The organism is Streptomyces sp. NPDC059037 (genome assembly GCF_042740015.1).
Lineage (GTDB): Bacteria > Actinomycetota > Actinomycetes > Streptomycetales > Streptomycetaceae > Streptomyces.
Genome location: NZ_JBHYIG010000268.1, coordinates 1 through 13585, shown reverse-complemented (window position 1 = coordinate 13585; position 13585 = coordinate 1). Strand labels below are relative to the sequence as shown.

Genomic DNA, 13585 nt, shown 5'->3' with positions numbered 1-13585 from the left:
GGGTCCCCCCTGTTCGAGCGAAGCCGAGAACTTGGGGGAGCGACCAGCCACAACAGGCCCGCAGACAAGCACCAACCAAGGACCAGCCCGTCCGGCGCTTGAGGACGAACTCGGCGAAGCCGGTGATCCCCCGGTTCAGCAAAGGCCCCGCTCAAGCAAGGCGCAGCTACCCGCCCCGCCCGAACACCGGCGCAAGCACCAACTGCGCCGCACCCTCCGCCACCCCGCGATCCCCGCCCGAAGCCACCGCCACCGGCACCTCCGTGTCGCCGCCACCCCGTCGCACGCGCTCGGTGACGACCTCGCCCACTCCGCGTACGAAGGACTCCGCGGCCGCGAAGACGGCCCGCCCGCCCAGGAGTACGCGGTCGATGTCCAGCAGGCTCACCAGGTTCGCCGCGCCGACGCCAAGGGCGCGGGCGGCCTCGGCGGTGTCGCCGCGGGCCACCGCCGCGAGGCACAGTGCCTCGATGCAGCCGCGGTCGCCGCAGCCGCACCGCGGGCCGTCCAGCTGGATCACCTGGTGGCCGAATTCACCGGCGCCGGTCCGCGCGCCGCGGTAGAGGCCGCCGGAGAGGACGAGCCCCGCGCCGAGCCCCGTACCCAGGTGCAGATACGCGAAGGACTCCGCCACACCGCCGAGGGCCAGGCCGAGCGCCGCCGCGTTCGTGTCCTTGTCGACGACGACCGGCAGCCCGAGGCGCCCGGCGAACGCCTCCCGCAGCGGAAACCCGTCCCACGCGGGGAACCCGGTCACCCGGTGCAGCACGCCGTCCGTGTGGTCCAGCGGCCCCGGCAGCGCGACGCCGACGCCGAGCAGCCGCCCCGGATCCCCCGGAGGGCAGACCAGTTCCCGCACCACACCCACCGCCGCGTCGACCACCGCGTCCGCGCCCGCCCCGAAGTCCAGCGGAGCCCGCCGTTCCGCGACCACCCGTCCCGTCAGGTCCGCGAGCACCGCGGTCAGTTCGTCGCGGTCCAGGTGGAGGCCGACCGCGTGGCCTGCCTCGGGGACGAGGCGCAGAAGCGTCCGCGGTTTGCCGCCGGTCGACGCGCGGCGGCCCGCCTCCGCCGCGAGTCCCTCCGTACGCAGCCGCGCGGTGATCTTGCTGACGGCCTGCGGGGTGAGCCCCGTGCGCTCGGCGATCTCCAGGCGGCTTATGCCGTCCGCGTCCGCCGTGCGCAGCAGGTCGAGCACGAGGGCGGCGTTGTGCCCGCGCAGCGCGAGCAGGTTCACCCCGGCACCGCTCGCCCTGCCGCCACCGCCGCCGCCGACCACGCTCGCACCATCAGTCCTGTTCACACCCCCATTGTCGCCCGCGCTTGCGCTTTGGCAACAGCGTTGCTTAAGTGGAACGCATGACTGGTACAGGCTCCCCTCTACGCGTGGCCCTCATCGGATACGGCCTCGCGGGCTCCGTCTTCCACGCCCCGCTGATCGCCGCCACCGAGGGCCTGGCCCTCGACACGGTCGTCACGTCGAACCCCGAGCGCCAGGCACAGGCCCGCGCCGAGTTCGGCGACGAGCTGCGGTTCGCCGCGACAGCCGACGAGCTGTGGGACCGCGCGGACGAGCTCGACCTGGTCGTGATCGCGTCCCCGAACAAGACGCACGTCGCGCTCGCGCACGCCGCCCTCAAGGCCGGCCTCCCCGTGGTCGTCGACAAGCCGATCGCCGGTACCGCCGCCGAGGCGCGCGAGCTCGCCGCGCTCGCCGACGACCGCGGCCTTCTCCTGTCCGTCTTCCAGAACCGCCGCTGGGACAACGACTTCCGTACGCTCCAGAAGCTCGTGGCCGACGGCGAGCTCGGCGACGTATGGCGCTTCGAGTCCCGCTTCGAGCGCTGGCGTCCACAGCCCAAGGGCGGCTGGCGTGAGTCCGGCGACCCCGAAGAGATCGGAGGTCTGCTGTACGACCTCGGGTCCCACGTCGTCGACCAGGCCCTGGTCCTCTTCGGCCCGGCGATGTCCGTGTACGCCGAGTCCGACATCCGCCGCCCCGGCGCGGCGGCCGACGACGACACGTTCATCGCGATCACGCATGCGAGCGGCGTCCGCTCGCATCTGTACGTGAGCGCCACCACCGCCCAACTCGGCCCGCGTTTCCGCGCGTTGGGCTCGAAGGCGGGCTACGTCAAGTACGGCCTCGACCCGCAGGAAGCGGCTCTGCGCGAGGGCGAGCGCCCCGCGGGCGAGGGCGAGGGCGCGGGCACCTGGGGCGTCGAGCCCGAGTCGCTGTGGGGCCGCGTCGGATCCGGCGAGTCCCCGCTGACCGGCGGCGGCACCCCGGTCCGGACGCTGCCGGGCGACTACCCCGCGTACTACGCCGCCGTGGCCGCCGCACTCCGCGGCACCGGCACGAACCCGGTCTCCGCGTACGAGGCGGCCGCGGCCCTCGACGTCCTGGAGGCGGCCCGCCGCTCGGCGCGCGACAGCGTGACGGTGATCGTATGACGACGTCTGCCACGCCCGCCGCACCGACGGTGGACGAGCTGGAGTCCCAGGAACTCCGCCTGGTACTCCCCCAGTTCACGTACGACGACGCCTGGGCGCTCGGCAGCCTCCTGGTCGACCTGGCCCGCGAGCGCGGGGCCCCGGTGGCGATCGACATCACCCGCGGCGGCCAGCAGCTCTTCCACGCGGCCCTGCCGGGTTCGACCCCGGACAACGACGCCTGGATCGCCCGCAAGCGCCGCGTCGTCGAACGCTACGGCTGCTCGTCCCTCCTGGTCGGCACGCGATTCCGCGCCAAGGGCACGACGTTCGAGGAGTCCTCACGCCTGGACCCGGACGCGTACGCGGCGCACGGCGGCGCGTTCCCGATCGCGGTGAGGGGCGCGGGGGTCATCGGCACGGTGGTGGTGTCGGGTCTGCCGCAGGTCGAGGACCACGCGCTGGTGGTGGAGGCGCTGGAGCGGTTCGCGTAAGCGCCTCCTCCTAAGGGGCTGCCCCGATGGGGCGCCCCTTAGGGGCGCGGGGAACTGCGCGACAAGCCACGACGCACCCGCAGACGGAGGGCTGCTACGCCCCCTTCAGCTCCTGCCGCTGCCGCCCAAGACCCGCAATCTCAAGCTCGACGACATCCCCGGCCCGCAGATAAGGCTTGGGCTCCGGCTGCCCCATGGCGACACCCGCCGGCGTACCCGTGTTGATGACATCCCCCGGGTACAGGGTCATGAACTGGCTTACGTAGCGCACCACTTCAGCGACCGGGAAGATCTGCTGCGACGTGGAGCCGTCCTGCTTCAGCTCTCCGTTGACCCAGAGCTTCAGGGACAGGTCCTGCGGGTCGGCGACCTCGTCCGCCGTCACGAGCCACGGGCCCAGCGGGTTGAACGTCTCGCAGTTCTTGCCCTTGTCCCAGGTGCCGCCGCGCTCGATCTGGAACTCGCGCTCCGACACATCGTGCGCCACGGCGTACCCGGCGACGTGCGCGAGCGCCTCCTCGTCGGACTCCAGGTAGCGCGCGGTGCGCCCGATGACGACCGCGAGCTCGACCTCCCAGTCGGTCTTGACCGACTTGCGCGGCACCAGGACGGTGTCGTCAGGCCCGACGACGGTGTCCGCGGCCTTGAAGAAGACGACGGGCTCGGCGGGCGTCGCGGCCCCGGTCTCGGCCGCATGATCGTGATAGTTGAGCCCGATGCACACGACCTTGCCGATCCCGCCCACCGGCGGCCCGACCCGCAGCCCCGCGGCGTCGAGCGCGGGCAGCTCGCCCGACTCGGCGGCGGCCCGGATCCGGTCCAGGGCGGCGGTGTCGGCGAGCAGCGCGCCGTCGATGTCCGTGACGGTCCCTGACAGGTCCCGCAGGGTGCCTTCGGCATCGAGCAGCGCCGGGCGCTCGGACCCCGCCGTACCGACTCGGAGCAGCTTCATGGTCAATCTCCCTTTGGTCGAGCGCGCCCAGTACTCCCTGGCTGTCCGCGTGGCCCGGAATGGGGTCTCCCCTGCTCGAACGAAGTTGAGAGCTTGGGGAAGGGTTGCGGCCATCGGAGGTTTGGTCGATCGTCCAAGGTCAGCGTCCACTCCGCAAGACCCTGTTCACAGACCGGACCGTTACCCGGCAGTAGCAGCCAGCGCCCCCGCGCCGTACGGCATGTCGCGGTAGAGCACGGCCCGCTCGACCGCGCTCCAGGTGGTGCTGGTGACGACGTACAGCGCGGCGGCCAGCGGCACGAAGGCGACGGTGAACAGCGTCATGAAGGACATGAACGGCATGACCTTGGTCATCGCGCCCATGCCGGGGATCTGCCCCGCGTCACCGGCGGGCGCGGCCGCCGCACTCGCCGCCATCTGCTTCTTCGTACGCAGGAAATTGAAGGTGGCGACGGCAGCGACGATCGCGAAGAGCCCGAGATAGACGAGCCCCTGCGTCCCGAAGACCCCGCCGTCACCGAGAGCGTCGGCCCACCGCCCGCCGAGGGGCGCGGCGAAGAGCTTGTGATCGAGCAGGGCGTTGGCCTCGCCGCCGATGCTGGAGTTCGAGAACAGGTGGTAGAGCAGGAAAAACGCCGGCAGCTGGAACAGACTGGGCAGGCACCCGGAGAGCGGCGAGACCTTCTCCTCCCGGTGCAGCTCAAGGACCGCCTTCTGCAGCTTCTCGGGGTTCTTGGCGTGCTTCTTGCGCAACTCCGCGATCTGCGGCGACAGCTTGGCGCGCGCTTTCTGGCCGCGGGCCGAGGCCCGCGACAAGGGGTGGACGAGGAGACGTACACACGCGGTGAAGAGCACGATGGCGGCGGCCATCGCGGAGCCGTGGAAGACCGGCTGCAGCAGATCGGCGATGGAGCCGACCAGGTCGGCGAAGAGGGACATAAAGGCGGACATGGAGGAACCCTCCGGGGGTCTCGTCGTGCCGAGGAAGACATACGTTTTCGGCGTGACGGCCCACGTGAGAGGGCACTGCTGAATGGGTGGCTGTGCGCCCTACGCGGCCGTCGGGACGAGACGTCCCGGTGCTCGGGGTCGCCTGCGCCCGGAGGCGTCGGGATCGCGCTGGGGCAGGAAGGCGGTCCGCTTCTCACGGTCACGGATGGCCGTACGAACCCGAGTGCGCGGCACGGCGGGCGCGCAGCGCGCGGCGATCAGGGAGCAGAGGGCGAGCGCGGACCCGGCGGCGGCGGTCGCGGCGAGCGCGACGGCGGCGCTGAGGCTGCCGGCATCGAGGAGTACGACTTCGACGAGCAGGAAGAGCAGCAGCCCGGTGGGCCGAAGGGCGCCCTTCCACTTACGGAGTACGTCCTGCACTGCGGGCCCCCTCTCCACCGACTGAACTGATCACTCACCGACACGACATGCCGATGCAACGTACCGACACAACATACCGAACACCGATACGACATATCGCGTGCTGCCGTTATACCAGGGAGGTCACAGGGAGGTCACCTGGGGCGCATGGACTGCAGCTTCCCCCACACGATGAGCCGGTACTTGGAGGTGTACTCCGGGGTGCAGGTGGTGAGGGTGATGTAGTACCCGGGCGAGCTGTACCCGTGGCCGGGCTTGACGCGACTGCGGGGCACGGGAGCGATGACGCCGCTGTCACCGGCGGAGGTCTGCGCGAGGGTCTTGTCGACGACGTACGTGTAAACGGCCCCCTTGGTCTCGACGACCAGCTCATCCCCACCCCTCAGCCGATCGATCCGCCGGAACGGCTCACCGTGGGTGTTCCGATGCCCCGCGAGGGCGAAGTTCCCGCCTTGGCCGGGCTGGGCGGTGCGCCCGTAGTGCCCGACGTACCCCTTGTTGAGTACGCCGCTCTTGCTGACCCCTTCCGCGACGGGGACGCGGATCCCGATCCGGGGGATGCGGAGGACGGCGTAGGCCTGGTCCCAGCGGGGGGCAGGGGCTGGGGCGGCCTGCTGCTGCCGGGGCGAGGGCGGATCGGCGTCGTCCGGGTCGGAGGCGGGCGCATCCTCCGCGCCGCCGGAGGGAGCCGGCTGCTCCACGCCGGAGTCGCGAGAGTCACGAGAATCGTGAAAGTCGTCGGAATCGCGCCCCCACTCCTCCTCAAGCGCGTGGACCTGGCGCTCGGCGCCTTCCCGGGCCTGCCGGTTGGTCCACCACAGCTGATGGGCGACGAGAAGAAGGAGTACGACGCCGAGGGTGACGGCGACTTCGGCAACGTTCCACAGCGCACGGGCGGAGGAGCCCCTCCTCCGCCCCTGCACAACAACAGGAACCCGCTCCCGCACGCGCGCCCTCCTCTTCAGGCCGCCCGCACGATAAGGCCAACGCGCCCAACAAGCCATGCCCACGAGCCATGGCTACGGGCCATGGCTACGGGCCATGGCTACGGGCATGCCCACGAGCCGACGCCGATCGCCACGGCAACCCTCCTGCAATCCACCCCCTCGGCAGTACGGTGTCCCGTATGCGCCCCGACACGCCTGCCGACCACATCGCCGAAGCCGAGCGCCTTGAGCGCACGGCCGGCCTGTACCCCGAGGACGCCGAGCAGCTCCTGCTCCAGGCCGCGGCCCACCTGGAGCTGGCCGGCGAACGCGACCGAGCAACGACGCTCTACGACCGTCTCCTGTCCCCGGAGGCCGCAAGTCCGGCCTCGGCCCCGCTCCTCATCCGCGCCCTGAAGGCGTCAAACCTCTGGGAGTACGGCCACGAGGCGGAGGCACGAGCGATCATCGACGGCGTACGCGCGGCGGCCCCCCGCGACCCCGCCCCGTGGGTGATCGTGGCGGAGTCCCTCGAATCCCACGACGAACTGACCCAGGCGCAGGAGACTTTCACCGAGGCGGTGGAACTGCTCCTGACGGAGACGGACGTCAACGACCCGTCGTACGAGAAGCGCCCCCTGCTCTTCGGCCGCCACCGCGTACGCCGCCTGCTGGGCGCGGAGCACGACTCGTGGGACGCCCTGGCGGACGAGATCTCGACGTCCCCCGTCCCCCTGGACGAACTCCACGACCCCAAGCGCATCTGGTCCCTGGGCTCACAGGACCCCGCGGAACTGCGCGCGGAAATCTCCCGAATCCAGGCGGAGTTGGGCTCGTACAGGGAGGCGCTGTCCCGCCCGTTCCCGGTGGCGATCCTGCACTGGCCGTCAACGGAACTGGAAGAACTCCTGACGGCGTACCCGTCGCTGGAAGCGGAATACCCGTCCCACGAGGCGCACTTGTCGACCATAGAGTCGTCACTGAGGGAACTGGCCGCCTCCGGCACCCCGAACCTGGGCATCGTGACGGGAACGGTCCCGTCGTACGAGGCGTTCGCGGCATCGGAGGGGTCTACGCCAGCGGATGTGTCACTGCTGCCGCAGTATGCGACGACGCTGGCGGCACGGGGGCGGGCTGTGGGGTGGCCGCCTCGGGGGGATGAGGGGTGTTGGTGTGGGTCGGGCAGGCCCTATTCGGACTGCCACGGCGCGAACTAGGCCTTTCGCTACATCAGCAGATGCAGCGAGCCCTAACATCTCGAAGGTCGAATTCCTTGATGGCCTAGAGCGGGCCGTCCGCCTGCAGAACCGCGAGTGGATGCGCCCACAAATCTGGAAGGTACGTCATCAGAGTGCCCGGATTAATAATCGCCGAATACCCGCACCAAAAGGACATGCTAGAGCGCTTAGAGGTGGAGCGCTCCGTTCGTAACCGCCACCACAATCTTCTGGTCGCTGCGACTGGAACGGGTAAGACCGTGATGGCAGCACTGGACTACAAACACCTGCGCAGTAAGACGGGACGCGACTTACGGATCCTCTTCGTCGCCCACCGCAAGGAGATCCTGGACCAGTCGTTGCGCACATATCAGGGCGTACTCGACGACGCGACCTTTGGCGAGCTCCTCTACAGTGGCGAGATTCCGCAGAACTGGACCCATGTATTCGCGAGTGTCCAATCTCTAAACTCGAAGGCGCTAGAACGCCTTTCGCCCGATCACTTCGATGTCATCGTCATCGACGAGTTCCATCACGGCACGTCTCCCACGTATCGAAAGATCATCGATCACTTCACGCCTGGCGAGCTCCTCGGCCTGACGGCCACGCCCGAGCGCATGGACGGCAAGAACATTCAGGATGAGTTCTTCGGCGGCCATATCTCTGCCGAGATGCGGTTGTGGGAGGCCCTCGAGAACAGACTACTCAGCCCCTTCCGGTACTTCGGGATCAGCGACGATACGGATCTCAGCTCCGTTGAGTGGAAGCGCGGCGCCTACGACTCAGCCTCCCTGAGCAACATCCTCACAGGGAGCCATATACGCGCCCGACTGATCGTGAAGGCCGTGCGCGAGAAAGTCGCTGATCCAAGCAAGATGCGCGCCCTCGGCTTCTGCGTCTCTGTCTCGCATGCACACTTCATGGCTAAGCGGTTCTGCAAGGACGGACTCAACGCCGTCGCCCTCTCTGGAGATACTCCACGGGATGAACGGGAGCAAGCCCTCACCGACCTCAAGGCCGGCAAGCTTCAGGCGATCTTTTCCGTCGACCTCTTCAACGAAGGCCTCGATATCCCTGATGTCGATACCTTGCTTCTCCTCCGCCCTACCGCAAGCGCTACGCTCTTCCTGCAGCAACTCGGTCGAGGTCTGCGTCGTACCGATGACAAGGACTTCCTGACCGTTCTCGACTTCATCGGACAGCACCGCAAGGAGTTTCGCTTCGAGAACCAGTTCCAAGCGCTGACGAACCTCACCAGGAAGCGCCTGCTCGACAACCTCAGCAATGACTTTCCCATGCTGCCGTCAAGCTGCCAGATCATCTTGGAAGCCAAGGCCAAGCAGACCATCATCGCGAACATCAAAGACCAGCTCAACGTCAACGTATCCGCGCTTGCACGCGAGGTATCCGCGTACGCCGAGCCCCACCTCGCCACGTATTTGGAAGAGAGTGGCCGCGAGCTCAAGGAGCTGTACCGCGGAGGCAACGGCAATTCATGGACCAACTTGCTGCGCCGCACCAGCCTGCTCACGACTCCTGCCCCTGTAGGCGAGTTGGCATTGCTGAAGCGCATCCCTTCCTTCCTCCACGTGGATGACCGCGAGCGCATCGAGGCCTACCAGCGACTCCTGGCCGACGAAGCACCCGCCTACGACACCTTGACTCCGATGGAGCAGGGGTATGCCCGCATGCTCTTCTTCAACATGTGGGATAAGGCCGGTGGCTACGCGACCTACCAAGATGGTCTGGCCTCGCTGCGTGAGCACGAAGCCGTCCGCCACGAACTTCACCAGGTGCTCGATCACTGCCTGGCTACCGCAGACCACTTCCCACTCCCTCTGGAAGGCCCACACAGCGGACTACCCTTGAAGATCCACAGCTCGTACAACCGTTCCGAAATCCTCGCCGCCCTCGGCGTGGCCCAATTCGGCGGCCAGATGCCAGGGTCCTTCGCTCAAGGGGTAGTTGATGCCAAGACGCTCAACACTGACGCCCTCCTCATCACGCTGGAGAAGGACGAGAAGGATTTCTCCCCCACAGTCCGCTACAAGGACTACGCAATCAGCCCATCCCAGTTCCACTGGGAGTCGCAGAGCACTACCGACGAAGACTCCAGTACAGGACGCCGCTACCGCGAGCACGTGCAACGCGGCAGCCACATCCTGCTCTTCGTCCGCCGATACAAGAACACAGACATCGGGGGCGCCGAGCCGTGGATGCTTCTGGGCCCCGCCCGATACGTCTCCCACGAGGGCAGCAAGCCCATGGCAGTGACCTGGGAACTTGAGCAGGAGATGCCAGCCGACGTATGGACGTACTCGGCGCCCGCCTCTAACCGACCGAACGGGACCGGCACCTGAGTCAGGTCACTGCTTCAGATTCCGCGCGCCACAGCTACGCCGAGATGTGAGGGCATCCGGCTCTGGCCGCTGAACGGTTCCCGGACCGGAAGGCCCGCCTGTTACCCCTGCGTCGGCAGCAGGGCAGAACAGGACGGGCCGTTGTGTAGTCCGGCTGTCAGAGCGCAGTTCGGGCTATGTGCTCGTGCAGGAGGTCAGCGGCGGCCTCCCAGTTGTCACGGCCGGAGAGGAGCTTGCCGGTGGTGGTGTCGACGAGATTGCCGGCGAAGATCGTGTCGTACATGGTGATGCCGCCGGTTTTGGTGGTGCGCTCGAACCTGACATTGGTCAGGGAGGCAACGGCGTCCTGAATTGGGGTGCCCTTGTCGTAGGCGCGGTAGACGGCGAGCGCGATGGCGTACAGGACATTCGCCGACAACAGATAGGTGTCCTGTCGGATCTCCGGGGTGGCGAGTTCTCCGGCGACGAGCTGGGCGAACAGCGGGAGGTCGGCCATCGCGTCCCAGAACTCGTGGATCTTCTGGGTGGCCGTGTCGTTGTCCTCGGTCAGCTGCGCGTTGACGGCGGCGTCCATCGTGGCGGGGGTGCGGTACTTGTTCCCGACCAGGATCAAGCCCGAGCAGTAGTGGACTGTCTTGAAGGAAGCGACCTCGTCGGAGTTCTTCCCGGGGGTGTCCTTGCTGTAGTCGACGCGCCCCTTGAGGAGGATGTTCGAGTTGACCAGCCGGTCCAGACACTGGCTGATGGGCTGGCGCCGGTCGAGGGCCTGGCCCACGGACTTCGTCATGGGTTTAACGTTCTGCTGAAGGTCGAAGAAGTCCTGGCCCCGCTTGCGGGGGTCGTCCTCGATGACAATGATCAGCGGCTGGCCGGACTCCCTGAGCCGCTGCACGGTGGGGTCCGAGGTGCCACGGCCGCGGAAGATTGTCTCGTAGGCGCGAAGCCGGTGCTGCCCGTCACCAACCTCGAACCTGGTCCCGACGTCAACGGTGAGGGTCCCGATCGTGGCAGCATCGGTGTCGTCGGTGACACCTTCGATCTGGAGTTCCTTGAAGGACGATTCGTTGCTGGTGAGGTAGAGCACCGCGGCACCGAGGACGAAGTCCTCGTTGTCGTCGAGGTACTTCACGATCCCCTTGGTATGGGGACCGCTGTGGGGCCGGTTGCCGTGCTGGTCCATGTTCTTGTGGTCCCAGCGTTCCGGCCGGGACACCATGTTCACCAGTTCGCCGGCACTCATGGCAGTCAGGTACATCTCACGGCCGCCCTGCGTGTAACGCATGGCGGCCATCTTGATCTTCGGCAACGAGTGGCCTTCCTTCCGCAGCGGTCCGGTCAACAAAGTGTTGTACACGGCGGGTTGAGCGGACCGTAGCAGCGGCCGACTGACAGTGGCAGGCCGGGTTCAGGGGGCCCGGGAAGTACCCTGCGTCGGAGATAGCTAAGTAGGTCTACTGGGGCCAGGCAACGACAGTTTGAGCCATACTCCCCGCCAGGAGCTTGGGGCACAACGGCCATCCAGCGGGCGTCTCACAAGACCGATCAGGGCTGACCCCTGTCGCTACACAGGACTTCTCAGACACCCGCTAGCCAGCTGGCTGGTGGGGGTCTCGAATGACCGCACCCGCCCGCTCTAGAAATACCGAGTGCGCATGTGTCATTTCTCGGCTGGCGCGATCCCAGCGAGTCCACGCCTGGCTCTGACGTCCAGCAGGTGGAGCACCTGCTCCTTGCGCCATTCTGAGCGCCTGTGTCGCCTCGATCGTGCTCACCGTCAGCCCATGTGACAGGCGGATCACCTCTTCCGGCCCCCACAAAGCGAGTTGCCTCGAGCGTGACTGCATGGCCAAGGCCCTCTCAGCGAGCTCGTCACGCGCTTCACCCGAAAGCCTCCCACCCGCGCGTATTCCAGGCGCAGCTCTTGCCAGCGTGTCCTCGACGGCCGCTTGAGCATCAAGCAACTGCGCGTACGCCTGCTGCCGCTGGCTACGTACCCACTGAAAGTGTTCGGCGGCAACCTGGCCCTCAACTTGCAGACGCGCCGCCTCAACTGTCTTGAAACCACCAATCTTTGCCCCGCGGACGGCCCAGACACCACCAGCAAAGGCGCCTGCAACAGCCCCCACAAGCCCGATTACACCGGCCAGTACTGCAGCTACTCCCTGATCCATGCCCTTATCGTCCTCCGTTCCACGATGCCAGCCAAAACGCCACGCAGAACTGCCAATTGACCTGCTCGAGCTACCGAAGGGCGGACGGACTAGCCTCTACGCCATGACGACATCCCCGCCCGCGATCAAGCCCGGAGATGTCCGCACACGTGCGGAGATCCGTCAGGAGTTAGGAGGCAGCCCTCAAGGGGGGATATGCCCCTCAGACCCGAAACGGACCGTCGTCCTCTTCTCAGACGTCAACTCCGGTGCACAGTACGGATACCGTGACGGATGGCTCGCCGAGGAGGACGACCTAGGCGCCATCTTCACTTACACAGGTGCAGGCACTCACGGGAATCAGACCTTTGGAGGGCTCTACGGCAAGGGCAACTCCGCAGTGCTCGATCACGCTGCGCGGGGCCGCACCCTTCACTTGTTCATTGCCGAGGGCAAAGTTCCTGGATCCGGCGCTCGTACGCACCGTTACGTCGGCCCCTTCAAGGTCGATGAGCGCAAGCCCTACGACTTGCGACAAGCTCTCGACGAAAACGGCACAGACCGAAGCGTCATCGTCTTCCGCTTGCGTCCGATTGATGAGGTGTACAGAGACGACGCACACATACTCCCTCGAGCAAGCGCAACCAAGCCCATCTTTGTTCGGGCTAGAGAAGCAACACGCCTAGCCAGGGCACAACGGAGGCAACGGAGACAGCAGCGCAATCTCACGCCCGAGGACATCGTGGCGCAACGGCGTGACGATTTGAGCGAAAGCTACGAGGACAGTCTGAGTGCAGAAGGCCACTCAGTTGGCCATCTGCAAGTGGAAGTTAAGGACAAAACTGCCACTCTCCTCTCGGACCTATATGACGAGAGCGATAACACCCTCTATGAGACAGCTGGTAGCACGTCTCGTGAAGCCATCAGAGCTGCTCTAGCTCAGCTCTTGGACATCAGCAGATACCTGCGCTCGATGGAACACAGCCAGCCACTCCGGCTCATGGTGCTGTCTCCTGAGTTGCCCGATGCAGACATACGTGAACTCCTCGAGGAGCATGACGTCGGCGTCATCTACCGTAACGAATCGGGCGGCTTCTCAGAGTTTCAAGGCGCACGACGCACACCTGGGCCCTCCGAGGCTCTGCCCATCCCGTGTGCCGGATGCCCAGCCTTGAGCAGGTAGGACTTCGACGGGCCTGCGTTGTGGCGGTTGCCGGGGCCGCCCTGGAAGCGAGGCTCACGGGACTGCGGGGATGGGTCATCCGGCTTCACTGCCGGGTGCGGACTAGTCCGTCGCAGCGCGCCGTGAGGTGGAGGGGTACGCGGCCGGTCCGGGGATCGGTACCGCTCTCGTCAAGCGTCTACCGACCGGCCTCGGCGGGCAGGGGGGGGTGGGGGACCTACTTTGGAAAAGTAGTGTTCTGACACAAGGGGGGCGCGCGGCACTACGAAACGCAACTTTGCCGAAGTAGGTTCCCCACACCCCCCCTATCCCGCCCTTCTCCCGGCCGGGGCCGGTCGGCAGACGCCCCTCCACCCGGCTGCGCTGCTACGAACTAGTCCGCACCCGGCAGGAAAGCCGCACGCCCCGCCGGGTGGTCCCCGAGAGCCCCGCTTCGTGGCCGCCCGGTCGTCTTCCTTCTCGCGGTGGAGGGACGGGTGTCAAGGGTGGAGCGAAGCGG

Annotated in this window: 11 protein-coding genes and 1 pseudogene; 6 read left to right on the top strand and 6 right to left on the bottom strand. The window is 67.0% G+C overall.

The genetic code is table 11. From position 1 onward, the window contains the following. Positions 1-166: 166 nt before the first annotated feature. Entirely contained in the window at positions 167-1303 is a 1137-nt protein-coding gene (locus ACFWY6_RS36800) for an ROK family protein (protein WP_384699953.1), read from the bottom strand. A 56-nt stretch (positions 1304-1359) separates the two neighbouring features. On the opposite strand from ACFWY6_RS36800, the gene ACFWY6_RS36795 reads away from it, so the two are divergent. Further along, complete coding sequence (locus ACFWY6_RS36795; protein ID WP_384699951.1) at positions 1360-2454, top strand: Gfo/Idh/MocA family oxidoreductase; 1095 nt, start codon at positions 1360-1362, stop codon at positions 2452-2454. Next, positions 2451-2927, top strand: a complete 477-nt coding sequence (locus ACFWY6_RS36790; RefSeq protein ID WP_384699949.1) for a heme-degrading domain-containing protein — start codon at positions 2451-2453, stop codon at positions 2925-2927. Before ACFWY6_RS36795 ends, ACFWY6_RS36790 begins: the two co-directional genes overlap by 4 nt. Positions 2928-3021: 94 nt before the next feature. Here ACFWY6_RS36790 and ACFWY6_RS36785 read toward each other — a convergent pair whose 3' ends face one another. The 4 genes from ACFWY6_RS36785 to ACFWY6_RS36770 form a co-directional block, all read right to left on the bottom strand. Beyond that, positions 3022-3879: a fumarylacetoacetate hydrolase family protein gene (locus tag ACFWY6_RS36785; protein WP_384699946.1), complete on the bottom strand. Its 858-nt coding sequence runs from the start codon at positions 3877-3879 to the stop codon at positions 3022-3024. A gap of 180 nt (positions 3880-4059) precedes the next feature. Further along, positions 4060-4830: a YidC/Oxa1 family membrane protein insertase gene (locus ACFWY6_RS36780; protein WP_384699945.1), complete on the bottom strand. Its 771-nt coding sequence runs from the start codon at positions 4828-4830 to the stop codon at positions 4060-4062. Between the two features lie 99 nt (positions 4831-4929). Then, positions 4930-5250, bottom strand: a complete 321-nt coding sequence (locus ACFWY6_RS36775) for a DUF6412 domain-containing protein (RefSeq protein WP_384699943.1) — start codon at positions 5248-5250, stop codon at positions 4930-4932. Positions 5251-5384: 134 nt separating this feature from the next. Next, complete coding sequence (locus ACFWY6_RS36770) at positions 5385-6197, bottom strand: class E sortase (protein ID WP_384699941.1); 813 nt, start codon at positions 6195-6197, stop codon at positions 5385-5387. Between the two features lie 179 nt (positions 6198-6376). Between ACFWY6_RS36770 and ACFWY6_RS36765 the strand changes: the two genes are divergently transcribed. Both ACFWY6_RS36765 and ACFWY6_RS36760 read left to right on the top strand, forming a co-directional pair. Continuing rightward, complete coding sequence (locus tag ACFWY6_RS36765; protein ID WP_384699939.1) at positions 6377-7393, top strand: SEC-C metal-binding domain-containing protein; 1017 nt, start codon at positions 6377-6379, stop codon at positions 7391-7393. Between the two features lie 116 nt (positions 7394-7509). Beyond that, positions 7510-9753 (top strand): annotated as a pseudogene (locus ACFWY6_RS36760) (DUF3427 domain-containing protein); the annotation flags it as partial. A gap of 157 nt (positions 9754-9910) precedes the next feature. Here ACFWY6_RS36760 and ACFWY6_RS36755 read toward each other — a convergent pair. Further along, positions 9911-11059, bottom strand: a complete 1149-nt coding sequence (locus tag ACFWY6_RS36755) for a DNA sulfur modification protein DndB (protein WP_384699938.1) — start codon at positions 11057-11059, stop codon at positions 9911-9913. A gap of 640 nt (positions 11060-11699) precedes the next feature. Here ACFWY6_RS36755 and ACFWY6_RS36750 point away from each other — a divergent pair. Next, complete coding sequence (locus ACFWY6_RS36750; protein ID WP_384699936.1) at positions 11700-11984, top strand: hypothetical protein; 285 nt, start codon at positions 11700-11702, stop codon at positions 11982-11984. Positions 11985-12027: 43 nt separating this feature from the next. Beyond that, positions 12028-13086: a hypothetical protein gene (locus ACFWY6_RS36745; RefSeq protein ID WP_384699934.1), complete on the top strand. Its 1059-nt coding sequence runs from the start codon at positions 12028-12030 to the stop codon at positions 13084-13086. The last annotated feature ends 499 nt before the right edge of the window (positions 13087-13585 follow it).

Coding starts and splice junctions, on each gene's coding strand:
- ACFWY6_RS36790 (WP_384699949.1), top strand. CDS start 2,451: ATGACGACGTCTGCCACGCCCGCCGCACCGACGGTGGACGAGCTGGAG.
- ACFWY6_RS36765 (WP_384699939.1), top strand. CDS start 6,377: ATGCGCCCCGACACGCCTGCCGACCACATCGCCGAAGCCGAGCGCCTT.
- ACFWY6_RS36795 (WP_384699951.1), top strand. CDS start 1,360: ATGACTGGTACAGGCTCCCCTCTACGCGTGGCCCTCATCGGATACGGC.
- ACFWY6_RS36780 (WP_384699945.1), bottom strand. CDS start 4,830: ATGTCCGCCTTTATGTCCCTCTTCGCCGACCTGGTCGGCTCCATCGCC.
- ACFWY6_RS36785 (WP_384699946.1), bottom strand. CDS start 3,879: ATGAAGCTGCTCCGAGTCGGTACGGCGGGGTCCGAGCGCCCGGCGCTG.
- ACFWY6_RS36745 (WP_384699934.1), top strand. CDS start 12,028: ATGACGACATCCCCGCCCGCGATCAAGCCCGGAGATGTCCGCACACGT.